We start from the raw sequence: 23,791 nt of genomic DNA, 5'->3' as shown, positions 1-23,791 counted from the left end.
GACAAAGGTCTGAGCCGGGTGTTCCCGCCGTCACCGACCGAGGCTGAACCTGCGACGCTTCGGCTGCCGGCCGAAGCGTCGCTGCACGGCGTCCGCACCCCGGCGCAGCAGGCGGGTACCGCGGCTCGGACCGCGCCGGGCCTCGACCACGTCGCTCAGCTTGCGGGCACCGGCAACCGCGACGGGTAGGGCGACCGCCATCAGGACGAAACGTCGGATCCAGTAGAAAATCATGGTCCTGTAATGCCCCGCGGCCCACGCCGCTAAGCATGGTCACCACCGGTTTGACACAGCACTTGGCGGGCAGCAATGCGGTAACCGACGAAAGGCGCTGACCATGGGTCTCCTCGACAAGGCCAAGGAACTGGCCGCCAAGCACGACGACAAGGTCGACCAGGGCCTGGAGAAGGCCGGCGATCAGATCGATGCACGGACCGGCGGCAAGTACGACGAACACGTCGCCAAGGGCGTCGACGAGGCGCAGCGGCGGACGGGAGCCGGCGACACCGTTCAGTAGTACCGCGCGCATCCGGTGCCGGAACCCGAACGGGGTTCTCGGCGCCGGTGCGTGCCGACACGGGCGCGACGTTTTCCTGCTCACGCAGGGGGTAACCCAGCGTCATGGGGGAATCCGACAACGGCAGGGTCGCGCGCCGCACGCTGGTCGTTCTCGGCCTGCTGCTCGCCACGATCGCCGTGCTGTTCATCGGGTACGAGACCCGCCGGGTACTGACCTGGATCGCGATAGCGGGCTTCTTCGCGGTGGCGTTGCATCCGGCCGTGAACTGGATGACCCGCAAGGTGCCGTTCTGCAGGCGCTGGCTGGCGACGCTGCTGGTCTTTCTGGCGACGTTCGCGCTGCTGGGTGGGCTGGTCACGCTGTTCGTCGTGCCGCTGGTGCGCGAGGGCAGCCAGGTGGTCGCGGACCTCCCGAGGTTCGTCGAGGATCTTCGCAACGGCCGGGGGCCGGCCGGACACCTGATCGAACGGTTCAACCTGCTGGAGTACGCGCAGAACAACGAGAGCCGGATCCGTGAGTACGCGTCCGGCCTTGGCGCACCGACGCTGGCGTTCCTGGGCTCCGTGGCCACCGGCGTCGCGGGGATCGTGACCATCTTCGTGCTCTCCTACCTGATGGTCCTGGAGGCGCCGAAGATCGTCGACGGGTTCCTCGGCCTGTTCGCGCCGCGGCGCGCCGAGCACATCCGGCGCGTCGGCCAGGACTGCACCGGGACGATCACCGGCTACATCACCGGCAATCTCCTGATCAGCGTCATCTGCGGGACGTTCACGTTCGTGGTGCTGCTGGTGATGAACGTTCCGTTCGCGGGCCTGATCGCGCTCTTCGTCGGGCTCGTCGACCTCATCCCGCTGGTCGGCGCCACGCTCGGCGCGATCGTCGCGACCGGTACCGCGTTCTTCGAGTCGACCACCGCCGGCATCGTGGTCCTCGTCTTCTTCGTGCTCTACCAGCAGTTGGAGAACCACCTGCTCCAACCGCTGATCTTCGCCCGCACGGTGAAGCTGAATCCGCTCACCGTGCTCGTCGCGATCCTCATCGCGGTGGAGTTGGCGGGGATCCTCGGCGCGCTGATGGCGATCCCGGTCGCCGGCATCCTGCAGATCCTCGCCCGCGACATCTGGGACACCCACCGCGGAGGCCTCAAGGCCGAACCGACGGTCGGTGAGGACCGGACGCCCGTCTCCGCGGCCGCCGCAGGGGCCGCCGACACCGATACCGCGTTCGCCGCGGACGCCGCCGAACCGAAGGTGTCCCGCTGATCGGTGCCCCGCCGCAGGGGGTCAGTGGTCGTAGCCGAAGATCTTCGCGGCCAGGTCGGTCATCACCTCGCTGGCGCCGCCACCGATGCCGAGGATCCGGGTGTCGCGGTAGTGCCGCTCCACCTCCGTCTCGCGCATGTACCCCATTCCACCGTGGAGCTGGACCGCCTCGTCGACCACGTACTTGCAGGCGTCGACCGCGGCGTTCTTCGCCAGGCACGCCTCGCCGGCGACCGGGGCGCCGGCCGCGTGCCGGGCCGCCACCAGCCGGGTGTATGCGCGGGCCAGTTCGATGCGCTGCCGCATCTGTACGAGCTTGTGGCGCACCACCTGCCGGGCGATCAGCGGCCTTCCGAACGTCTCGCGGGCGCGCGCGTGGGCCAGGGTGAGGTCCAGGCACCGCTGCGCCACCGAGTACGCGTGCACCGCCGCGATGATCCGTTCGGGCACGAACACCTGGGCGATCAGCGCGAATCCGCCGTTCTCGGCGCCGATCAGGTTGCGGGCCGGCACCCGGCAGTCGGTGAACGACAGTTCCGCGGTGTCCGAGCAGAGCCAGCCCATCTTGTCGAGCCGGCGGGACACCGCGAAACCGGGTGTGTCCTTCTCGATGACGAGCAGGCTGATGCCGGACGCGCCGGGACCGCCGGTGCGCACCGCGGTGGTGACGAAGTCGGCGCGGGTACCCGAGGTGATGAACATCTTGGCGCCGTTGACGATGTAGTCGTCGCCGTCGCGGACCGCGGTGGTGCGCAGTGCGGCGACGTCCGAACCGGCGTCGGGCTCGGTGATGCCGAGCGAGCACACCACGTCGCCGGCCAGGGCGGGCCGGGCGAACCGGTCGATCAGCGTGGTGTCGCCGGCCGCGATGATGTGCGGCAGTGCGATGCCGTGCGTGAACAGCGCGGCGTGACAGCCGGAAGATCCGCCCGCCTCCAGGAAGGCCTCGGTGGTGACGACCGTGTCGACGGTGTCGCCGCCGTCGCCGCCGTGCTCCTCGGCGAAGCCGACGCCGTACAGCCCGGCCTTGGCGGTGCGGCGATGCAGGTCGCGCGGGATCTCGCCGGCCCGTTCCCAGTCGTCGAGGTGCGGGGTGATCTCACGGCGTACGAACTGTGCGGTCGCCTGGCGCAGCGCCGTCCGCTCGGTCGTCTCGAAAGGATCGTCGTACATGGTCAGATCTCCTTTGCGCCGCGTTCGACGAGGGTGTCCGGGTCGCGCAGGCCGAGCAGGATGGCGCCGGCGCGTTTCCAGCGCCGGATGAGCACCTCGCGGTGTGCCAGGTCGCCGCTGACGATGCCGGTCATGGCCAGGCCGGTCAGCACCTCGAAGCTGAGCTGCACCACGGTCGCCAGCCGCGGGTCGCCGGGCGGGGGGCCCTCGAGCAGTTGCCGGGCGCGCTCGTGCAGCACCCCGAACACCTCCTTCTCCACCGGCATCAGTGCCGCGCGCAGCTCGGCGTCGGTGCGGGCGGCGGTCCACAGCTCGAGCGCGGCCCAGAACAGCGGCGAGGAGAAGTGCCGCCACATGATGTCGATCAGGGCGTCGAACCGGTCGGTGCCGTCGGGTGCGGCGGTCCGGACGGCGGCGATCTCGGCGGACAGCATGTCCAGCCGCCGCCGGGCGAGGTGCTCCACCGCCGCGACGAGGAGGTCGACCTTCGTGGGGAAGTGGTGCAGCAGCGTGCCGCGGGGCACGTCGGCCAGGGCCAGGACCTCCGCCGTGGTGGTCTCCGCGTATCCGCGCTCGACCAGGGACTGCACCGTGGCGTCGAGGATCTTCGACCGGGTCGTCTCACGGCGCTGCGCCTGGGTTCGTCGACTCGGTTCCACCGCCACGCCACATACCGTACGCCTTGACGGTTAGTTGGGTCCACAACAAGGTTTCCCAACGGTTGCCGTGAGCCAGGTCACTAACATACCGTCACGCCAGACTGTTAGGGAGACGTCGATGCCCGCACCGTACCCCGTCGAGCAACCACGCGTCTTCGCGTACCCCTATGTCGCCTCGACCGAGATCGCCGCGGACCCGGACCGGATCTTCGCGGTCCTCGCCGACCCCGCCCGGATGGGCGACTGGCTGGTGCCGCACGCCGGCTGGCCTGCGCCACCGCCGGCCGAACTCGAACCCGGCGCGCGCCTGGCGCAGCGGATCAGGCTGATGGGCGTGCCCAGCGACGTGCGCTGGACGGTCACCGGCATAGAGGCACCGCGGACGGTCTGGCTGGACGGCACCGGCCCGATGGGCATCGCCGTCGGCCTGTACCTGTCCGTCGCGCCCACCGCGGGCGGCGCGCTGGTGCGCTGCGACGGCGGCGTCGAGGGCGGCACGGCGGACGGACCACTCGGCTCGATGCTGGCCCGCAATCTCGCCGAAGCCGTGCAGAAGTCCCTGGAGAAGCTGGCCGCCGCGGTCGCCGTCCCGGCACCGCCGGCGAACCGCCCCACCGCGACAGCCGCCGCGGCCGCTGTTCAGGCCCCGCCGGCGAACCGCCACACCGCGAGAGCCGCCGCCGCGAAGCGGACCCCACGCACCAGACCCGCCCCGATTCGCCACGAGCGCACCGGCCGGGACATCGACCCGTGGACCCCGGTCGTCGTCGGCGTCGGGCAGGTATCCGAACGCTCCACCGAACCGCGGGGCGCAGACCCGGTGTCGCTCGCCGTGCGCGCGTTGCGGCTGGCCGCGAAGGACGCCGGCGCGGGAGCCGAACTGCTGGCCGGCGCCGACTCGGTCGGCTACGTCGCCAGCGTCTCCTGGCAGTACCCGGACGGCGCCGCCCTGATCGCCGAGGCGGTCGATGCCCGGCCGGCCGAGACCGTGCAGACCGGCCTCCTCGGCGGGGACGGCCCGCTGCGGCTGCTCAACGACGTGGCCGCCGCGATCGCCGCCGGGCGCGTCTCGATCGCGCTGCTCGGCGGCGCCGAGGCCGCCGCCACCGCCGACGCCGCCGAGCGCGCGGGCCGCGAACTGGCCTGGCCCCGGCAGCCGGAGGGTACGGCGCCGACACGCACCGTCGGCGTCGATGCCGCACCGAACAACGATGCCGAGACCGCGGCGGGCCTGGTCGCGCCCGTCCACCTGTACGCGCTCATCGAGTCCGCGATCCGCGGCCGCCTCGGATTGTCCCGGGACCAGCACCGCGCCCGGATCACCGGGCTCTGGTCCCGGTTCTCCGACGTGGCCGCGACCAATCCGTACGCGTGGCTGCCCGGCCGGCGCACCGCCGCCGAACTGGGCGCACCGGACGGCGTCAACCGCCCGATCTCCGGTCCGTACCCGAAACTGCTCACCGCCCACCTGCAGGTCAACCAGGCCTCCGGCATCATCGTGTGCAGCGCCGAGGCCGCGCAGCGCGCCGGCATCGGCCAGGACCGGTGGGTCTTCGCGCACGCCGGCGCGCACGCCACCGAGGAGTGGTACGTCACCGAACGCGCCGACCTGGCCGCATCGCCCGCGATCGACGCCGCGGGGCGGGCAGTGCTCGAACACACCGGACTGTCCATCGACGACATCCTGCACATAGACTTGTATGCATGCTTTCCCTCGGCGGTGCAGATCGCCGCCGCCGAACTCGGGCTGCCGATCGACGACCCGGACCGCCCGCTCACCGTCACCGGGGGACTCACCTTCGCCGGCGGTCCCGGCAACAACTATGCGAGTCACGCCGTCGCGAACCTTGTGCCTCTGCTGCGCGCCGACCCGGACGGATACGGCCTGGTCACCGCCGTCGGGTGGTATCTGACCAAACACGCGATCGGGGTGTTCTCCGCCCGCCCTCCGGGGCGCGGGTACCGCGACATCGACGCCGACCTGCGACTGCCCCGCCCCGCCGCCCGCAAGGTCGGCCCGATCCGCACCGGCACGGCCGTCCTCGAGGCCTGCACCGTGCCGTACGGCCGTGACGGCGAGCCCGAGGCGGGCGTCGTCACCGCCCTCACCCCGGACGGCGAGCGGGTGATCCGCCGCACCCGCGACCGCGCGCTGATCGACCGGCTGCGCGCCGAGGATCCGCTCGGCTGGCGCATCGACGTCACCGGGGACGGGTTCACCGTCGCCGACACCACGCCCGCGCCGCTGCCACCGGCCGGCGTTCCACCCGTGCTGGTCGAGTGGCAGGGCCCGGTCACCGTGATCCGGCTCAACCGGCCCGCCGTCCGCAACGCCGTCGACGCGGCGACCGCCCGAGCCCTGGAACGCGCCGTGGACGCGTTCGAGGTCGACCCGGACGCCCTGGTCGCCGTGCTGACCGGCAGCGGCCCCGTGTTCTGTGCGGGCATGGACCTCAAGGCCGCGGCGCGCGGCGAGTACCCGGTCACCGAGGGCCGCGGCCTGCTCGGCCTCACCGCCCGGCCGCCCCGCAAACCGCTGATCGCCGCCGTCGAGGGCGCCGCCCTGGCCGGTGGCTGCGAACTCGCGCTCGCCGCCGACCTGATCGTGGCCGCCGAGGACGCCGCCTTCGGCATTCCCGAGGTCCGGCGCGGCCTGGTCGCCGCGGCCGGCGGGGTGCTGCGGCTCGCGCAGAGCCTGCCCCGCGCCACCGTCCTGGAACTCGCGCTCACCGGCGAGCCGATGCCGGCCCGCCGGCTGCACGAACTCGGGCTCGTCAACCGCATCACCGCGCCCGGCGAGGCTTTGGCGACCGCACTCGAACTGGCACACCGCATCGCCGCCAACGCGCCGCTCGCCGTGCTCCTGTCCAAACGCATCGTCGACGAGCACCGCGACTGGAGCACCGCGGAGGCGTTCGACCGGCTCTCCGGCATCGCCGCCGAGGTGATCGGCTCGGCGGACGCCGCCGAGGGCGTCCGTGCGTACGCCGAGAAGCGCGCTCCCGTATGGAAAGGCCGCTAGCGACTCCCCCTCGAACGAAGGTGCCGACCATGATCAGGAACACGCTCGAACACCTGCACGCCGTCGGTCGCATGCACCAGATCGGCATCGTCAACCTCCTGCGTCCCGACCGGCTGCTGCGGGCCGCCGTGAACAACGCCCGGCTCGGCCCGCACGCCGCGCTGATCATGAAGGCCGCTGCCGAGCACCCGGACTCCCCCGCCGTCACCGACGAACGCGGAACCCTCACGTACCGGCAGCTCGACGAGCAGTCCAACGCCCTCGCACACGCCCTGGACCGGCTCGGCCTGCCGGAACGCTCGGTCGTCGGGGTGCTGGCCCGCGACCACCGCGGCCTGCTGCTCGCCGTCAGTGCCACCGCCCGGGCCCGGCTGCGCCTCGCGCTGATGAACACCGGACTCGCCAAGCAGCAGCTGATCGAGGTCGCCGCCCGAGAGAAGGTCCGGGTCGTGCTGCACGACAGCGAGTTCGCCGACGTCGTCGACGGGCTGCCGGCCGACATCACCCGGTACCTCACCTGGGGTTCTCCCGGCACGTCGATCGACGAGCTGATCGCCGCGCACCCCACGACACCGCTGCCCCGGCCCGAGAAGCCCGGCGGGTTCATCATCCTCACCAGCGGCACCACGGGACTTCCGAAGGGCGCTCCGCGTACCAAGGTGTCGCCGCTGGCCAGCGCGCTGATCGCGGACCGGATCCCGTTCCCCCGGCAGGGCGCCGCGGTGATCGCGTCGCCCTTGTTCCACAGCACCGGGTTCGGCGCCTGGACCGTCGGGCTCTCGCTGGCCAACCACGCCGTGCTGATGCGCCGCTTCGACGCCGAACACATCCTGCGGCTCATCGCCGAGCACCGCGCACAGATGCTTGTCGCCGTGCCCACCATGCTCACCCGGATCCTGTCGCTGGGCCCGGACGTGATCGGCAGGTACGACACCACCTCGCTGAAGACCGTCTTCGTCGCCGGATCCCCGCTGGCACCCGAGCTGACCACCCGCTTCCAGGACATCTTCGGCGACGTAGTGCACAACGTGTACGGCTCGACGGAGGTCGCCGTCGCCTCGGTGGCGAGGCCCGACGAGTCGCGGCGGGCCCCCGGTACCGTCGGCCGGCCCCCGGTCACCGTCCACGTCGCGCTCTTCGACGACGCGGACCGGCGCGTCGCGAAGCCCGGTGAGATCGGCCGGGTGTTCGTGCGCACCGGCATCCCGTTCGAGGGCTACACCGACGGCCAGCGCAAGCGGGTCATCGACGGCTTCATGGCCACCGGCGACCTCGGCCACTTCGACGCCGAGGGCCTGCTCTTCATCGACGGCCGGGACGACGACATGATCATCTCCGGTGGCGAGAACGTCTACCCGCTCGAGGTGGAGAACCTGCTCGCCGGGCGCGACGACGTGGTCGAGGCCGCCGTCATCGGCGTCGACGACGCCGAGTTCGGGACGCGCCTGCGCGCGTTCGTCGTGCCGACCGGCGAGGCGGCGCGAGACCCGCAGGAGATCAAGGATTTCGTACGCGCGAACCTGGCCCGCTACAAGGTGCCTCGCGACGTCGTCTTCCTCGACGAGTTGCCGCGCAACGCCACCGGCAAGGTGGTGCGCCGGCTGCTGCCCACCGGCCCGCTGCCCGAGAGCGGTTAGCTCCGCATCCGCTCATCGTCGGCGGATGGCGCCGCCGTCGAGGTCGGACAGCGCGCGGTCGGTCTCGGGCGCGGCGGCGGTCAGCACGTGGTGTACCCGGTCCAGCAGCTCGTCGGCGGTGAACGGCTTCTGGATCAGCTCGATCTCGCGATCGACGCCGTGCTCGGCGCTCAGCAGGCCCGCAGCGTAGCCGGACATGAAGAGCGCGGGTAGCCGGGGTTGGCTCTCCTGGATGAGCTCGGCCAGTGTCGGGCCGGGCATGGTGGGCAGGACGACGTCGGTGAGCAGGAGGTCGAAGCGCTTGTGCTCGACCTCCTGCAGTGCGCTCGAACCGTCGGCGGCCGCGGTGACGGTGTAGCCGTGCTCCTTGAGAATGCGCACGACGAGGTCCCGAACGCCCTCCTGGTCCTCGACGACGAGCACGTGCGTGCCGTGTGCGACGGGCGGGCGGGCCCGCACCGGCGCGTCGATCTGGGTCGCGGACTCGGCGGCGACCGGGAACAGGAGCCGGAACGTGGTGCCCACGCCGAGTTCGGAGTCGACGCCGATGCCACCGCCGGCCTCGGTGACGATGCCGTAGACCGTGGCCAGGCCCAGGCCCGTGCCGCGGTCTTTTGGTTTGGTGGTGAAGAACGGCTCGAAGATGTGTGCGGCCACCTCCGGCGCGATGCCCTCGCCGGTGTCGCGGACCAGCAGCTCGACGTAGGAACCGGGTCGTATTCCCGGGTGAATGCCCGGCTGATCCTGGTCGACCTCGGTGATGCCGGCCTGCGCGGCGATGGCGCCACCGTGCGGCATGGCGTCGCGCGCGTTGATGATGAGGTTGAGCAGGACCTGGTCCAGTTGGGTCCGTTCGGCCTCGACCATCAGGGGCTCCTTCGCCCGGTGCACGGTCAGCTCGATGTGTTCGCCGAGCATCGGGGCGAGCAGGTCGCGGGAGTCGGCGAGGATCCGGTTCAGATCGATCGGTTCGGCGTCGGTCGGCTCGCACCGGGCGAAGATCAGCAGCTGGCGGCAGAGCATCCGGGCGCGGTCGGCGGCGCCGCGTACCCGGTTGAGGTCGTCCTGGGCGCTGCCCTCGCCGGCGCCCTGTTCGATGGCGAAGTCGGTGTAGTTGAGGATGATCGCGAGCAGGTTGTTGAAGTCGTGTGCCACGCCACCGGCGAGCCGGCCCAGGCTCTCGAGGCGTTCACCCTGGGCCGAGCGCTCACTCATCAGCCGTTCGCGGGCCTCCATGGACCGCTGCGCGGTGAGATCCCGATGGGTGACGCAGACCTCGAAGACGCCATTGTCGCTGTCGCGCAGGCCCGCGACACTGGCGGACACGGGCACTGGGCTGCCGTCCTTGCGTCTCCGCTCGACCTCGAAGTCCTCGATCCTGTGCTGGTGAACCAGCCGCGCCATCACGGCGATTTCATCCTGCGTGACGCCGATGATCGTGATGCTGGATCCGATCGCCTCCTGGGCCGTGTATCCGTAGATGCGTTCCGCGGCCGGATTCCATGCGGTGATGCTGCCGTCCAGGAAGCAGGTGATGATCGCGTCGCCGGACGACCGGACGATCTCCTCCAGCCTCGCCCGTTCCTTGGCCGCCTGCCGCTCCGCGACCTGCCGGCTGCGCGCCAGGGCGACGCAGAGCACGGTGACGCCGGTGATGAGCAGCAGCCGCCGCGTCTCCACGGTCGTGGTCCACAGCTCCTGGGTCGTGGAGATCCACGCGGTCAGCGCCAGCGCGTAGGCGCCGATGGCGGCGACGGCGCGGGGCCGGGAGGAGCCGACGGCCAGGCACGGTCCGGCCGCCATCATGCCGAGCGCCACCATCGGCGTAGACGACACGGTGGCGTAGACGGCCGACAGGGTGACGCCCAACGCGGCCACGGCCACCAGGGCCGTCGACGACTTCAGGCCGCGACCGGCGTGGGCCAGCGCGGGTCCCAAGCGGTGCCGATACGTTGAAATGTGGATCATGACGGGACCCCCACGCAGCCAACTCCTGACCGTTCTGCACGGCCTAGCCCGCTTTGCGTACTTTATGAAGAATGCCCTGATCACCCATACCGTACCCGCGCGGCGCCGATCACGGGAGGCTGATCGATCGTTCGTCGACGCTCTGTCAACGCGACAGAGCCCTTCTGGAGAATCGTGAAGACGGATCGGGCCTCGTGCATACACCTAGGTGGAAGGTAAGCCCAAAGGACAGGAGCTCGACCTTATGCAACGGCCCGATCACTCATGGCTGCGGTAACGCAGGCAGCCGCCGACACCCACGCCGACTCCGACGCCGCGGTGATTCGCGCGTCGCTGGCGGACCCGGACCGGTTCGCGGCCATCTATGACCGGTACGCCGCAATGCTGTACCGGTACGCGTATCAACGGGTGGGTCCGGAGATCGCCGACGACGTGGTGGCGGAGACGTTCCTGGCGGCATTTCGCGGGCGGGCGTCCTACGACCTCGACCGCCAGGACGCCCGGCCGTGGCTGTTCGGCATCCTCACCCGGGAGCTGGCCACCCACCACCGGCGGGAACGGGCGCGCTACCGCGCCATGGCCCGCACGACGCACGACACGGTGCAGGACGGCCCCGCCGATCAGGTGACGGCCAGGGTGGTCGCCGATGCGGCGCGGGGCCCGCTGGCCGCCGCCCTCGCCGACCTGGCGCCGGGCGACCGCGACGTGCTGCTGCTGGTGGCGTGGGGGCAGCTCAGCTACGACGAGGTCGCCGACTCCTTGAACATCCCTGCGGGCACCGTGGGTTCCCGGCTCAGCCGGGCCCGGCGAAAGGTCCGCCTGGCACTGCGCGGCTTCGATCCGACCATGAACACAGAGGAGAGTCATGAAGTCTGACCTGTCCGTCCTCGAGGAGTTCGGGGCGAGCCTGGCCCCGATGCAGGATCAACCACCGGCCGAGGTCCGCCACCGGGTGATGAACGCCATGCGGCCGCCGGCCCGTCCACCACGGCTGCTGTCATCGCTGCGCGGCGTACGCCTGGCCTGGCGGATCGGCACGCCCGCGGTCGCCGCCGCGACCGTCGCCGTGGCCCTGGTGGCCCTGAACCTGCCCGACGACACGCGGGGCCGGCCGGCACCGCCCGGCGCAACGGGCGTCGCGGCGAGGCCGGACGCCGTGCCGCCGGCCCTGCCGGACGCCGGGCAGGTGTTGCTGCTGGCGGCCCAGCACAGCGCCGAGACCCCGGCGATGGACGCCCGGCCGAACCAGTTCCTGTTCATCGACTCCTTCGAGGTCGAGTCGAGGACCGACCTCCACGAGAATCGCAACGGTGAGATCGTCTCCGGCAAGACCACGGTCTCCCGGCCGCTGCGCACGCGGACGTGGCTGTCGGTAGACGGCACCCGTGACGGGCTGGTCATCCAGGAGGCGGCGAAGTCGCCCGTGCGCACCCACATCGACGGCTGCACGAAGGGGCGGCAGGCACAGACGATCGACCGGCCGGAGACCACGCCCAAGGTCGCCTGCACGCCTGAGCCGGCCTACCAGCCGGGCCGCGTCCCCACCGATGCGGACCGCCTCCTGGCGTACGTGTACACGCTCGCCGCCGACCGGCCGGTGCTGGTGTCCGTCGGCTCGGGGCCGGACGGCAGACCACGCGGATTCGTGCGGCTCTCCGCCGACCAGCGCGCGTTCACCGGGATCGCCGAGATCCTGTACAAGAATCACCTGCCGGCCGTGCAGGAGGCCGCCTTCCGGGCCGCCGGTCGGATCCCCGGAGTTCAGGTGCGCCGCGACGTGACCGACGCCGCGGGGCGCGCCGGCGTCGCGGTGACCCGCACCGAGGCGGGCACCCGCGAAGAGCTGCTCTTCGACCCGATCACCTACACCTATCTCGGCCACAACATCATCGGGGCCGAGTTCGATCCGGCCGGCGAGCAGGTGCTCTCCTCGCCCGACAGGCGTAAGGGAGCCACCCGGATCACCCGGCTGGGACCCAATCCGAAGGCGGGCGATGTCATCTACAAGTCCGCGCTGCTGCGGGTCGCCATCGTCGACAAGGCCGGCAAGCGCCCGTAACCCTCGCTACGGTCGCCGCGTCGCAGGCGGTGATGTCACGGCCGACGGCTGGGGCATCACCGCCTGTCTCGAGAGTCCCGCCTCCGGGATCTCAGTCCGGCGGCGGGGAGATCACGATCACTGTCAATTGTGGCGCCGAGGGAGCCAAGATCGACCGCTCTATATTCGGGCAGGGCCGCATCGGCGCTGCCCGACACCGTAGGGAGACGATCAATGAAGTCAGGAAAGACGTTGCTGGCCGGCGCTGCCGTGGCCGGTACGGCGATCGCCGCGCTGCTCGGCGCGGCCGCGCCGACGACGACGGCGGCCAGCGGCTCGAACACCGTGTTCCTCGCCGGCAGCGGAATGGGTGGCGGCGGGTTCAGCCGATCGAACACCGTGGTCATCGCCGGCGGCGCGATCGGCGGTAGCACCGGGGGGTCCGCATCGGACACGGTCAGCCTCGCCGGCGGCTCGATAGGTGGCTTCGGGAGCGGGTCGAAAACGGACCTCATTTCCGGCGTCATCGTAGGCGGCGGCGGATTCGGGCGGAGCGCAGAACTCCTCGCCGGCACCGGGACGGTCAGCAGAGGCGGGGAGACCGGCACTCTCTGAGCGGAGCAGGTTCCGCCCGGCGGGTGCCCCGCAGCGGACGACGGGGCACCCGCACCTGCTCAAGAGGTGTCGACGAACCTGCCTGCGCGCCAGTCATGCACCTCGTCGATGCCTTCCTTGCCGCCCCGAGCGCCTCGTCCTCGCCGACTTCGCTTCGCTACAGGTGGTCGGGAACGGCATGTTCGGACTCGTCGTCCTCGAGGTTCCGCCTTCGGCGGATCTGGCTGCGGTGCGCCGGCTCCTGCGCGACGGTGAGCGCGACGGCCGCTGGACCGTCGACGAGCTGTGTGTCACCGCGGCGTGGCGCGCGGCCGCACCGTGACGCCTACGGACTGAGAACGATCCGGTCGAAGGCTGCCTTGTTGTCGCGGATGTAGGCCGCGTCGTTCAGGTACAACAGGTGGTGGCCGGCGGCAAGGTGGCCGGCGAACGCGGCGTCGCCGGCCTCCGCGCGGGCCTGCATGTGGTCGACGAGCGCGGTCAACCGGGCGACGATCGTGTCCATCAGGCGGCCACGGTCGACCTCTTCGAGTCCATAGTGGTCACAGAACCTACGGGCCCTCTCGGCCTGCTGCCTCGGAGTGCCGAACCCGTCGCTGTTGCTCGGAGCGGTAATCGGTGCCCATCGGTACACGGCATAGGCGACATCCCAGACGCGGGGTGCCGGATGTGCCGTGTCGAAGTCGATGATTCCGACGACGCGTTCGCCGTCGAGGACACAGTTGTGCGGCGCGTAGTCGCCGTGGCACACAACCTCGGCGGGCGAGCGGGCCGGCAACATCGGCCCGGACAGGTCACCACCGTCGTAGCCGACGGACGCGTCGTGGTAGCGCCGTAGCAACTCCGCGGCGGTGCGCAGGGCCGTCGGCGAGGCGGCGGCCGGGGTCAACGGATGACAGGATCGCCTTCGTCTCATCGCGACGGTGCCAGTTTCGGGCGGCGGCCGCAACCGGCATTGCCCGGCGCGGAGGGACCTATAACCTGAGGCAGAGGACGGTTTCCGGCCTCGGAGGGATTCGCGCGCGGTGCGTCCGCCGCCACAATTCCTGCATGCTGAACGTCGCGGGGCCACTGGAGCCCTACCACCGCCTGGCACGTACCCCCGCCCATCGCTGGTGGCGTACGGTCCTGGGCACCCTCTTCATCGTCGCCGGCGGCGTCGTGACGGCCATCGGCGTGTTCCTCGCCGGCGCCACGGTGGCCGCGATCACGGGCCGGCCGGTCGGCGCGGACGGGGTGCCGAGCTTCGGTGCCCGCGCCGACCTGGCCCTGGCCTTCCTGACGGTCGCGGCGCTGCTGCCGGTCGTGCTGATGGCGGCCCGGTGGATCCAGTGCCGCCCGGCCGGAACGCTGTCGTCGGTGACCGGGCGGCTGCGGCTGCGCTGGCTGCTCACCTGCCTGCCGATCGCGGGCGCCGCCATCGCCCTGTTCCTGGGTGCGGGCGCGGCGCTGGACACGGCGACCGGCGAGGACGGCGGACTCACCGGCAGCCTCGCCGGGTGGGGTCCGTTCGCGGCGTCGGCGCTCGTGCTCCTGCTCGTGGTGCCGCCGCAGGTCGCGGCGGAGGAGTACCTCACCCGCGGCTGGCTGTTGCAGGGCCTCGGCGCGTGGTGTCGTGGCCCGTGGCTGCCGATCGCCTTCCAGGCCGTCGTCTTCGCGGCCCTGCACGGCTGGGGTACCCCGTGGGGTTTCGCCGATCTTGTCGTGTTCGGCCTGGTCACGGGCTGGTTGACGGTGCGCACCGGCGGTCTGGAGGCGGCGATCGCCCTGCATCTCGCGAACAACCTGCTCGGCAGCCTGCTGGGCGCGGCGTTCGGCGACCTCGGTGTGGACCAGACCGCGGCCGACATGCCCTGGAGGTACGTGCTGATCGATCTGCCGGTGCTGCTCGGGTACGCGGGGGTGATCGCATGGCTCGCCCGGCGACGCGGCGTCGCGACCCGCACCGTCGCCGCGGCGGATCTGGAGCTGCCGGTATCCGGCCCGGCCCGGATACCGGCGCTCAACGGCTGATCGACGCGGCCGATGGGATGTCGGTGTGCCGGCCGAGCCGGGCTCGATGCTCCCGGTTGATGTCGATCAGCTTGTCGAGCGCGTCCCGGGCCCGGGCGAGCTCATCGATGCGTTGCGTAATGCGGTCCCGCTCCTCGTGCAGCTGTTCCCAGGCGGCGTCGGCGTTCTGCGCGGTCGGCGAGTCGACGCACGGCAGCAGCTCGGCGATCGTACGGCTGGAGAGCCCGGCGGCGTACAGGCGCTGAATGAACCGCACCCGCGCGATCTCATTGTCGGTGTACCGGCGCTGCCCGCTCTGGCTGCGGGTGCTGACCAGCAGGCCCTGCTCCTCGTAGTAGCGCAGCGAACGCACGCTCACGCCGGTCTGCGCCGCGAGATCGCCGATCCGCATCGTGGCCTCCTGAATGTGATCCGCTCCGCAAAGCTTGCATCTGACGTCAGTGTCAGGTCTTAGCGTAGCGGCGCGTCCGGTCGGCGGGCGCGATGATCGTGACCCTCCTGGAAGGCAGTGCCTGATGACGACCCTGTTCGACCGGTACCAGCTCGGCGAATTGGTCCTGCCCAACCGCGTGGTGATGGCCCCGCTGACCCGGGTCCGCGCCGCCGAGGGCGGCCTGGCTACGCCGTCGATGGCGACCTACTACGCCCAGCGGGCCACCGCGGGCCTCATCGTGACCGAGGGCGTTCAGCCCAGCGTCGTGGGGCAGTCCAACCCCGGAACCCCGGGTCTGCACACCGCCGAGCAGGCCAAGTCGTGGCAGCAGGTCACCGACGCGGTGCACACCAACGGCGGGCGCGTCTTCGCACAGCTCATGCACGGCGGCCGGGTGTCGCACCCGGAGACGACGGGAATGCAGCCGGTCGGCCCGTCCGCCGTACCGGCGGTCGGCGATCTCTTCACGCCGACCGGCCCCAAGCCCGCGCCGGTGCCGCGGGCGCTGGAGACCGCGGAGGTGCCCGAGCATGCGCGTTCGTACGCCGAGGCGGCCCGGCACGCGCTCGACGCCGGGTTCGACGGGGTGGAGCTGCACGGCGCGAACGGATACCTGATCTCGCAGTTCCTCTCCAGCACGGCCAACGTGCGCACCGACGGCTACGGCGGGTCGATCACCAACCGGATCCGGTTCGCCGTGGAGGCGGTGTCAGCGACGGTCGAGGCGGTGGGCGCTCACCGTACCGGCATCCGCCTGTCGCCGGGCGCCGGGATCTGGGGCGCCGCGGAGACCGACGTGCCCGAGATGTACGCCGCGCTGCTCGCCGAGCTGGCGCCCCTCGGGCTGGCCTACCTTCACCTGGAGCTGACCACCGCCGAGGAGGTGCTGGTCGGGCTCCGCCGGGCGTGGCCCGGCACCCTCATCGTCAACCCGGCGTTCCCGATGGGCCCGGCGAAGACGGACGCCGCGGCCGCCGAGCGGTGGCTGGGGCTGGGCGCCGACCTGATCAGCTTCGGCCGCGCCTTCATCGCCAACCCCGACCTGGTGGAACGGCTGCGTCAGGAGCTCCCGATCGCGGAGGACGACAAGGCCACCTGGTACGCGGGCGGCGACACGGGCTACATCACCTATCCGACGTATCGGCACGAGGTCTGAACCGACGGTCAGCGGCCGTATTTGGAGAAGGGCACCGACCAGTCGCCGAGACCGTTCCAGATCTGGACCGGTCTCGGGCTGTTCTTGACGTCGACGATGTCGCCGACGAGGAAGTTCTCGTAGACCCATTTGGCGTCGGCGACGCTGAGGTTGATGCAGCCGTGCGACAGATTCGCCCGGCCCAGCGAGCGGTTCCACGGGGCGGCGTGCAGGAACTCGCCGGAATAGGTGATCCGGGTGCAGTACTCGATGTCCTCGGCGCCGTAGTAGTTCGGGTCCTTCGGGTCGGTGATCCCGTAACTCGCCGAGCTCATGCTGTGCACCCGCTCCTTGGACAGCACGACGTGGGGACCGCCCGTCGTCCAGTAGCTGATGTGCTCGCCGTTCGCGCCCGTGGTGGAGCCGCCCTTACCGAGGCTGCACTTCATGGTGCGGACGAGCTTGCCGTTGATGTAGACCTTCGTCTGGCGCTTCCGGTAGTCGCTGATCGCGACCAGCTGACGTCCGATCCGGAAGTGGGTCGACGCGTTCTTCGCGCCGTACACGGACTTGCCGAGCTTGACGCCGAACGCGTCGACGTTCACCTTGATCGTCGTGCCGGCGGCCCAGTACTTCGCCGGACGCCAGTGCACGGTCCGGTCGTTCGCCCAGTGGAACTTGCCCTTGACGGCGGGCGAGGTCTCGATCTGGATGGCCTTCTCCGCCGCGGCCTTGTTGACGGCCCGGCTGAACGCGATGATCACCGGCTGCCCCGCGCCGTACGTGCGCCCGGTCTTGAGCGTGCTCGACGCGTTGGCCTGGAACGTGATCCTCGCGAGGCTGTCCGGCTTCACCGTGCTGAAGGTGGAGGCGTGCTCGCTCGTCGCACCCAGCTTGTCGGTGGCGGTCGCGACCACCTTGTAGGCCTTGCCGTAGGCGAGCTCGTCGGTCGAGCGCCAGGTCCCGTCGGCCTGCACCGAGCCGCTGACCTTCGTCTTGCCGGCGGTGACGACGACCGACTGGAGCGTGCCGTGCTCGGCGGTGACGACGATCGGCCCCGCCGGTGACACCCCGGTGGCCCCGCTCGCCGGCGTCACGCTCAGCCGGACCGGCACCTCGGTGTTGGCCACCGGTTCGATCCAGTTGCCGGTGCCGGGTGCGGCCGTGCGGGGTGAGGAACACCCTGCGGCCGCGGCGGCAGCGGCCATGCCCAATGCGCCGATGATGACGTTACGTCGCTGAATCATGACTCTCGCAATCGAGGGGTCCCGGTCGGCGCCATCCGTGGGCCGTACGAGACAAGACGAGGCGGGGGCTGGAAACGTTGCCTGTCGAGTCGATCGAACTGTCCGGATGGGCACTGGCGGAGGCCGTCTTGGCAGATCTCGATCTCTTTCGGTACACCGCACCAAGCCGCAACCGTTGCGGAAACGCTTATCGAAAGGAAGGAGAGCAGGTGAGAAAAGGGAGTTTGATCCCATTAACATTGTTCACTTCGCGGCTTTTATAGGCATCGCCCCGATCGTGCGATGGATCTTCGCGCAACGGCTCGCCCGCCGCGGGCGTCGCGAAAATCACCCGTGCGCGAGGCCCGACCACGCCCCGGTGTCCCGCGGCGATGTCTGACCGATGGCGTTCGCCGGAAATCCCGCGGTGACGGGACCACCATGGGAGGTGACGACCTGGGGGATCGACATGAGCGCGACCGTTCTCGACACGACCGCCACCGGCCTGGATCCGTGGCGGGGGTTCACCGGTGAGGACTGGCGGGCCGGCATATCCCTACGCGACTTCATCCAGGCCAACTACGAGCCGTACACCGGGGACTCGTCGTTCCTGGCCGGCCCGACCGACCGGACCCGCGGCATCTGGGAGAAGCTGTCGGCGATGTTCCCGGTCGAGCGGGAGCGCGGCATCTACGACGTCGACGCGGTCACCCCGTCGACGATCACCAGCCACGAGCCCGGCTACATCGACCGGGACAGCGAGCTGATCGTCGGTCTGCAGACCGACGCGCCGCTGCGCCGCGCGATCATCCCGAACGGCGGCTGGCGGATGGTCGAGGGCGGGCTCAAGGCGTACGGGTACGCGCCCGACCCGGCCGTCGCGGAGATCTTCACCAAGTACCGCAAGACCCACAACGCCGGCGTGTTCGACGCGTACACCCCGGACATCCTCGCCGCCCGCAGGTCGCACATCATCACCGGACTGCCCGACGCGTACGGGCGGGGCCGGATCATCGGCGACTACCGGCGCGTCGCCCTGTACGGCGTCGACCGGCTGATCACCGCGAAACAGGCCGACAAGGACGCCTGCGCGGCGCGGTCGATGACCGAGGACACCATACGCCGCCGCGAGGAGCTGTCCGAGCAGATCCGTGCCCTGGCCGAGCTCAAGCAGATGGCGGCCTCCTACGGCTACGACATCGCGGGACCCGCCCGCACCGGCCGGGAGGCCGTCCAGTGGCTGTACTTCGCCTACCTCGCCGCGGTGAAGGAGCAGAACGGCGCCGCGATGTCGCTGGGCCGCACCTCCACGTTCGTCGACGTCTACCTGCAGCGCGACATCGCCGAGCGACGGCTGACCGAGTCGCAGGCGCAGGAGCTGGTCGACGACTTCGTGATCAAGCTGCGGATCGTGCGATTCCTGCGCACGCCGGAGTACGACGAGTTGTTCTCCGGCGACCCGACCTGGGTCACCGAGGCGATCGGCGGGATCGGCGCCGACCGCCGACCGCTGGTCACCCGGAGCAGCTTCCGGTACCTGCAGACCCTCTACAATCTGGGCCCGGCGCCGGAGCCGAACCTGACCGTGCTCTGGTCACCCGCGCTGCCGCAGGGCTTCAAGGACTTCTGCGCGCAGGTCTCGATCGACACCAGCGCCATCCAGTACGAGTCCGACGACCTGATGCGTCCCCGCTTCGGCGACGACACCGCGATCGCCTGCTGCGTGTCCGCGATGGCCGTCGGCAAGCAGATGCAGTTCTTCGGCGCCCGGGTCAACCTCGCCAAGACCCTGCTGTACGCGATCAACGGCGGCCGCGACGAGATCACCGGCGTACAGGTCGCCCCGGCCCTGCCCCCGCTGGAAGGCGACGTGCTCGACTACGAACAGGTCGTCGCGCGGTTCGACACGATGATGGACTGGCTGGCCGCCACCTACGTCAACGCGCTCAACATCATCCACTACATGCATGACAAGTACGCCTACGAGCGCATCGAGATGGCCCTGCACGACACCGACATCCTGCGCACGCTGGCATGCGGCATCGCCGGCCTGTCGGTCGCCGCCGACTCGCTGTCGGCGATCAAGCACGCCACCGTCCGGCCGGTCCGCGACGAGGGCCTGATCGTCGACTACGTGGTCGACGGCGACTTCCCGACGTACGGCAACAACGACGACCGCGTCGACGCCATCGCCGTCGGGCTCGTCGAGACGTTCATGTCCAAGATCCGCAAGCACCCGACGTACCGGCAGGCGGTGCACACCCAGTCGGTGCTGACGATCACCTCGAACGTCGTCTACGGCAAGCACACCGGCAACACCCCGGACGGCCGCCGCGCCGGGCAGCCGTTCGCGCCGGGCGCGAACCCGATGAACGGCCGCGACAGACACGGCATGGTCGCGGCGGCGCTGTCGGTGGCGAAACTGCCGTACGAGCACGCACAGGACGGGATCTCGCTGACCACCACGGTCACCCCGAACGGGCTCGGCAACACCCGCGACGAGCAGGTCCGCAACCTGGTCGGCGTCCTCGACGGCTACACCACGGTCCACGGTTTCCACATGAACATCAACGTGCTCAACCGGGCCACCCTGGAGGACGCGATGGCGCACCCGGAGAACTATCCGCAGCTGACCATCCGGGTCTCCGGGTACGCGGTCAACTTCGTGCGCCTGACGCCCGAGCAGCAGCGCGACGTCATCTCCCGCACCTTCCACGGCTCACTGTGAACGCGACCGTCATCCAGCGTCCCGACCTGGGAATCGCCCCGGTCGGTGCGCGCTCGCCGCGCGGTGAACCCGTCGCGCTGGTGCACTCGTGGGACGTCGTGACCGCCGCCGACGGGCCCGGCACCCGGTTCGTCACGTTCTTCGCCGGCTGTCCCCTGCGCTGCCTGTACTGCCAGAACCCGGACACCTGGGAGGGCCGCAACGGCCAGCGCGTCACCCTCGACGACCTGGTCGCCAAGATGCTCACCTTCAAGGCGTTCATCGTGGCATCCGGTGGGGGCGTGACGGTCTCCGGCGGCGAGCCGCTGCTGCAGAGCAGCTTCATCGAGGCGTACCTGCGCCGCTGCAAGCAGGAAGGGATGCACACCGCCCTGGATACCGCCGGGTTCCTCGGCGTCCGGGCCAGCGACCGGCTGCTCGACGACACCGACCTGGTCCTGCTCGACGTCAAGTCCAGCAACCCGGAGACGTACCGGAAGGTGACCGGCGTCGGCCTGGAGCCGACCGTCGCCTTCGGTGACCGGCTCGCCGCCCGGGGCAACCGCATCCGGATCCGGTACGTGCTCGTGCCCGGCCTGACCGACGACCCGGACAACGTCGCCGGCGTCGCCGACATCGCCGCCGGCTGGGGCCCGGCCGAACAGGGCGGCATCGTCGAGCAGGTCGACATCCTCGGCTACCACCGGCTCGGCGTCGCCAAGTACGGCGAGATCGATCTGCCGTATCCGCTGGCGGACACCGCGCCGGCGACCGCGGACCAGCTCGCCGCGGCCGCCGGGCACTTCACCCGCCGCGGCCTGCGCGTCACCACGTCATGACCCGTGTGGGAGGCTCGCGGCATGGCGGCCGACTACTACTACGCCGACACCGAGAACGGCGACCACCTCGACGACCCGTCCGAGGATGCCTTGTTCATGCTGCTGGACGACCTCGAGCCGGACGGCAACACGTTCCTCACCGTCCGGCCCGCCGACGGAGCCGGCTGGTCCGTCTCGGTCTCGCTGCTCGACGACGGCGGCTTCCGGGTCGAGCGCGGTGATCCCGCCCGCGGCGAGCACGCGGTCTACACGACGGACGACCTCTCCCGGATCGCCGGGGACCTGACGATCTGGATGGCCGGTCGCACTTAGCCGATCAGGGCAGCCGCCCCGGCGGGCGGCAGCACGAAGTAGTAGCCGCCGCCGAAGGGCAGCAGGTACTTCTCCATCGCCTCGCCGGCGAGGCGGCGCTGGATGGCGGCGAATCCGAGCTCGACATCGCGCTGGTAGCAGATGAAGATCTGACCGGCATCGTCCACACCGGATGCAGCGGACGGCAGGCGGTACGAGTAGCCGTGCCGCAGGATGCGGTGTGCCATCGCCTCCGGGGTGCGCGGGTTGGCCAGCCGGATGTGCGCGTCGACCGCGATCCGGTCGCCGGCCAGGTCGGGCTCGTCGTCGAGGCGGTCGCCGCTCAGCGGGGCGCCGTTGTCCCTGCGGCGGCCGATCACCCGCTCCTGGTCGGCGACCGGGTCGGAGTCCCACGTCGGCAGCGCCATCCGGATGAGGCGGACCACCTGGTACGTCCCGCCGGCGCACCACGCCGGCTCGCCGTCGCCGGGCTGCACCCAGACGAGGCGGCTCATCAGGTCGCGGTCGGCGGCGTCGGGGTTGGCGGTGCCCTCCCGGAAGCCGAACAGGTTGCGCACGCCCTGACCCAGCCCGGCGGGATGGAAGCCCTCGATCCGCCACCGCCGGCGCAGGCCCGCCACCGGCGCTCCGGCCAGGCGGCGCAGCGCCGCGGTGTCGTCTCCGACGACCTGCACCAGCAGGTCGCCGTGGCACCACTGCGGGTCGAGCACATCGGCGCGGAACGCCGGCATGTCGATGAGCAGGCGCGGCTTCGTCAGCCCGGTGAACCGGCCGTCGAACAGCGACGCACCGACCCCGATGGTCGCGGCGCTGCCGGCCAGGCCCTGCTCCAGGGCGGACAGCGTGGCGGGCAGGTCGGTGGCGGTCACGTCGTACGCGGTCAGCATCGCCGCCTGGCGCACCGGCGCGACCACCACCCCGTTGCCGGTCGAGACGGTGGCGGCCGGGACGGTGGGCGCCGGTGGCGACGGGGCACAGCCGGCGGCCGCCGCGAGTCCGGTGGCCGCCAGCAGCGTGCGACGTCTCATTCCGCCGGGTGTTCCACGTAGAGCAGCCGGTTCGGCGTGCCGAGCAGCGTGTCGGCCCGGATGGCGTTGAGCGTGGCCGAGCCGGTCAGCCTGCTGGCCACCTCGGCGGGGGTCAGCGCCGGCTGGTCGGCCAGCAGCAGCGCGGCGGCGCCTGCCACGTGCGGCGACGCCATCGACGTGCCCCGGAGCACGCGGACGGCGGTATCGGTGGCGTTGTGCGCCGACCTGATCTCCTGGCCGGGCGCGAAGATGTCGACGCAGGTGCCGTAGTTGGAGCCGGACTGCGTGCCGCCCCAGCCGGTGGCCCGCTCGTTGATCGAGTTGCTGGCCGCCACCGTGATCGCCGCGGGCACCGCCGCCGGGCTGAAGTTGCAGGCGTCCGCGTTCCAGTTGCCGGCCGACACCACGTAGGTGAAGCCGGCGTTGATCGAGTTGGTGACCGCCGTGTCGAGCGCCGTCGACCGGCCACCGCCGAGGCTCATGTTGACCACCGCGGGCTTGACACCGTTCTGGGTGATCCAGTCGACACCCGCGATGATCTCGCTGTTGAGCCCCTGGTTGTCGCAGCCCAGGACGCGCACCGAGACGAGGCCGGCCTGGTCGGCCAGCCCGAAGGTGGCGCCGCCGATAGTGCCCGCCACGTGCGTGCCGTGGCCCTCGGTGTTGCAGTCCTGGCCGTTCCACCCGTCCTGCACGGTGTCGACGCCGACCGACGCGCGGCCGGCGAACTGGGTGTGCGTGGTGCGGATGCCGGTGTCCATGACGTACGCCGTCACGCCCGCGCCGGCCGAGTCGGGATACTGGTAGACGTCGTCGAGAACCGAGGAGCGCTGGTCGACGAGGTCAAGGTTCCACAGTGGGTAGTAACGGGCCGCCGAGCCGTACATGACCGCGTCGGGCTCGACCGCCGCGACCCGCGGGTCGGCCGCCAGGCGGCGGGCCTCCGCCTCGGTGGCGCGCAGCACGAAGCCGTTCAGCGCCCGCCGGTACGTGTGCAGCACCGCGCCGCCGTACTCGGTGGCCAGCGATCCGGCCGCCAGGGTCGCCGGACGCTCGGCCGGCCTGAGCGTCACGATGTACCGCTCCGGCGTCGCCTTGTCCGCCGGCGGCGGGGCGGCCCCCGTCATCGTGGCGACCAGCAACGCGGCCGCGATGCCGGCGATCGTCGCCCGCCGGCGCTCGACCTTGCCCATCTCTTCCTCCC

Annotated in this window: 22 protein-coding genes; 13 read left to right on the top strand and 9 right to left on the bottom strand. The window is 71.0% G+C overall.

Annotated features, from left to right (window positions below; translation table 11 throughout):
- Nucleotides 1-30 precede the first annotated feature (30 nt).
- Nucleotides 31-234 carry a hypothetical protein gene (locus AB0B58_RS11205; RefSeq protein WP_360221269.1) on the bottom strand — a complete coding sequence of 68 codons (204 nt, stop codon included), beginning with the start codon at nt 232-234 and terminating at the stop codon, nt 31-33.
- A 103-nt stretch (nt 235-337) separates the two neighbouring features.
- Between AB0B58_RS11205 and AB0B58_RS11200 the strand changes: the two genes are divergently transcribed.
- A complete protein-coding gene (locus tag AB0B58_RS11200; RefSeq protein ID WP_360221266.1) occupies nt 338-517 on the top strand; it encodes an antitoxin in 180 nt (59 codons plus the stop codon).
- Nucleotides 518-621: 104 nt separating this feature from the next.
- Nucleotides 622-1,782 carry an AI-2E family transporter gene (locus AB0B58_RS11195; RefSeq protein ID WP_360221263.1) on the top strand — a complete coding sequence of 387 codons (1,161 nt, stop codon included), beginning with the start codon at nt 622-624 and terminating at the stop codon, nt 1,780-1,782.
- A 21-nt stretch (nt 1,783-1,803) separates the two neighbouring features.
- On the opposite strand, the gene AB0B58_RS11190 is transcribed toward AB0B58_RS11195, so the two are convergent.
- Both AB0B58_RS11190 and AB0B58_RS11185 read right to left on the bottom strand, forming a co-directional pair.
- Nucleotides 1,804-2,955, bottom strand: a complete 1,152-nt coding sequence (locus tag AB0B58_RS11190) for an acyl-CoA dehydrogenase family protein (protein ID WP_360221260.1) — start codon at nt 2,953-2,955, stop codon at nt 1,804-1,806.
- Nucleotides 2,956-2,957: 2 nt separating this feature from the next.
- The gene (locus tag AB0B58_RS11185; protein ID WP_360221257.1) at nt 2,958-3,620 is read right to left on the bottom strand and encodes a TetR/AcrR family transcriptional regulator; all 663 of its coding nucleotides are present in this window, start codon (nt 3,618-3,620) and stop codon (nt 2,958-2,960) included.
- Nucleotides 3,621-3,732: 112 nt separating this feature from the next.
- Between AB0B58_RS11185 and AB0B58_RS11180 the strand changes: the two genes are divergently transcribed.
- Nucleotides 3,733-6,636 (top strand): crotonase/enoyl-CoA hydratase family protein, encoded by a 2,904-nt coding sequence (locus tag AB0B58_RS11180; protein ID WP_360221254.1) that lies wholly within the window; start codon nt 3,733-3,735, stop codon nt 6,634-6,636.
- Between the two features lie 29 nt (nt 6,637-6,665).
- Nucleotides 6,666-8,273, top strand: a complete 1,608-nt coding sequence (locus tag AB0B58_RS11175) for an acyl-CoA synthetase (RefSeq protein WP_360221251.1) — start codon at nt 6,666-6,668, stop codon at nt 8,271-8,273.
- Between the two features lie 12 nt (nt 8,274-8,285).
- Here the strand turns inward: AB0B58_RS11175 and AB0B58_RS11170 are convergent, their stop codons facing one another.
- A complete protein-coding gene (locus tag AB0B58_RS11170; protein ID WP_360221248.1) occupies nt 8,286-10,211 on the bottom strand; it encodes a response regulator in 1,926 nt (641 codons plus the stop codon).
- A gap of 294 nt (nt 10,212-10,505) precedes the next feature.
- On the opposite strand from AB0B58_RS11170, the gene AB0B58_RS11165 reads away from it, so the two are divergent.
- From AB0B58_RS11165 to AB0B58_RS11150, 4 genes are all read left to right on the top strand, one after another.
- Complete coding sequence (locus AB0B58_RS11165) at nt 10,506-11,117, top strand: RNA polymerase sigma factor (RefSeq protein ID WP_360221245.1); 612 nt, start codon at nt 10,506-10,508, stop codon at nt 11,115-11,117.
- Nucleotides 11,107-12,300 (top strand): CU044_5270 family protein, encoded by a 1,194-nt coding sequence (locus tag AB0B58_RS11160; protein WP_360221242.1) that lies wholly within the window; start codon nt 11,107-11,109, stop codon nt 12,298-12,300. Before AB0B58_RS11165 ends, AB0B58_RS11160 begins: the two co-directional genes overlap by 11 nt.
- 213 nt (nt 12,301-12,513) lie before the next feature.
- Nucleotides 12,514-12,894: a hypothetical protein gene (locus tag AB0B58_RS11155; protein WP_360221239.1), complete on the top strand. Its 381-nt coding sequence runs from the start codon at nt 12,514-12,516 to the stop codon at nt 12,892-12,894.
- A gap of 178 nt (nt 12,895-13,072) precedes the next feature.
- Nucleotides 13,073-13,216 carry a hypothetical protein gene (locus AB0B58_RS11150; protein ID WP_360221236.1) on the top strand — a complete coding sequence of 48 codons (144 nt, stop codon included), beginning with the start codon at nt 13,073-13,075 and terminating at the stop codon, nt 13,214-13,216.
- A gap of 3 nt (nt 13,217-13,219) precedes the next feature.
- Here the strand turns inward: AB0B58_RS11150 and AB0B58_RS11145 are convergent, their stop codons facing one another.
- A complete protein-coding gene (locus AB0B58_RS11145) occupies nt 13,220-13,783 on the bottom strand; it encodes a phosphotransferase (RefSeq protein ID WP_360221233.1) in 564 nt (187 codons plus the stop codon).
- Between the two features lie 161 nt (nt 13,784-13,944).
- On the opposite strand from AB0B58_RS11145, the gene AB0B58_RS11140 reads away from it, so the two are divergent.
- Entirely contained in the window at nt 13,945-14,907 is a 963-nt protein-coding gene (locus tag AB0B58_RS11140) for a CPBP family intramembrane glutamic endopeptidase (protein WP_360221230.1), read from the top strand.
- Here the strand turns inward: AB0B58_RS11140 and AB0B58_RS11135 are convergent.
- Nucleotides 14,897-15,298 (bottom strand): MerR family transcriptional regulator, encoded by a 402-nt coding sequence (locus AB0B58_RS11135; RefSeq protein ID WP_360221227.1) that lies wholly within the window; start codon nt 15,296-15,298, stop codon nt 14,897-14,899. The genes AB0B58_RS11140 and AB0B58_RS11135 overlap by 11 nt on opposite strands.
- 124 nt (nt 15,299-15,422) lie before the next feature.
- On the opposite strand from AB0B58_RS11135, the gene AB0B58_RS11130 reads away from it, so the two are divergent.
- Entirely contained in the window at nt 15,423-16,496 is a 1,074-nt protein-coding gene (locus AB0B58_RS11130) for an alkene reductase (protein ID WP_360221224.1), read from the top strand.
- An 8-nt stretch (nt 16,497-16,504) separates the two neighbouring features.
- On the opposite strand, the gene AB0B58_RS11125 is transcribed toward AB0B58_RS11130, so the two are convergent.
- Nucleotides 16,505-17,722, bottom strand: a complete 1,218-nt coding sequence (locus AB0B58_RS11125) for an Ig-like domain-containing protein (RefSeq protein WP_360221221.1) — start codon at nt 17,720-17,722, stop codon at nt 16,505-16,507.
- A 448-nt stretch (nt 17,723-18,170) separates the two neighbouring features.
- Between AB0B58_RS11125 and pflB the strand changes: the two genes are divergently transcribed.
- The 3 genes from pflB to AB0B58_RS11110 are packed head-to-tail and all read left to right on the top strand — an operon-like array spanning nt 18,171 to nt 21,559.
- Nucleotides 18,171-20,429 (top strand): formate C-acetyltransferase, encoded by a 2,259-nt coding sequence (pflB, locus tag AB0B58_RS11120; protein ID WP_360221218.1) that lies wholly within the window; start codon nt 18,171-18,173, stop codon nt 20,427-20,429.
- On the top strand, nt 20,426-21,247 hold the full coding sequence (gene pflA / locus AB0B58_RS11115) for a pyruvate formate-lyase-activating protein (RefSeq protein ID WP_360221215.1): 822 nt from the start codon (nt 20,426-20,428) through the stop codon (nt 21,245-21,247). Before pflB ends, pflA begins: the two co-directional genes overlap by 4 nt.
- A gap of 21 nt (nt 21,248-21,268) precedes the next feature.
- Nucleotides 21,269-21,559 carry a hypothetical protein gene (locus tag AB0B58_RS11110; protein ID WP_360221212.1) on the top strand — a complete coding sequence of 97 codons (291 nt, stop codon included), beginning with the start codon at nt 21,269-21,271 and terminating at the stop codon, nt 21,557-21,559.
- Here the strand turns inward: AB0B58_RS11110 and AB0B58_RS11105 are convergent.
- Nucleotides 21,556-22,587 (bottom strand): Dyp-type peroxidase, encoded by a 1,032-nt coding sequence (locus AB0B58_RS11105; RefSeq protein WP_360221209.1) that lies wholly within the window; start codon nt 22,585-22,587, stop codon nt 21,556-21,558. The genes AB0B58_RS11110 and AB0B58_RS11105 overlap by 4 nt on opposite strands.
- Nucleotides 22,584-23,780, bottom strand: coding sequence for a S8 family peptidase (locus tag AB0B58_RS11100; RefSeq protein WP_360221206.1), 1,197 nt, complete (start codon nt 23,778-23,780; stop codon nt 22,584-22,586). The genes AB0B58_RS11105 and AB0B58_RS11100 overlap by 4 nt, the downstream gene beginning before the upstream one ends.
- Between the last annotated feature and the right edge of the window lie 11 nt (nt 23,781-23,791).

Source organism: Actinoplanes sp. NPDC049118, assembly GCF_040648555.1.
Taxonomy (GTDB): domain Bacteria; phylum Actinomycetota; class Actinomycetes; order Mycobacteriales; family Micromonosporaceae; genus Actinoplanes.
This window is presented reverse-complemented; position numbering and strand designations above follow the sequence as displayed.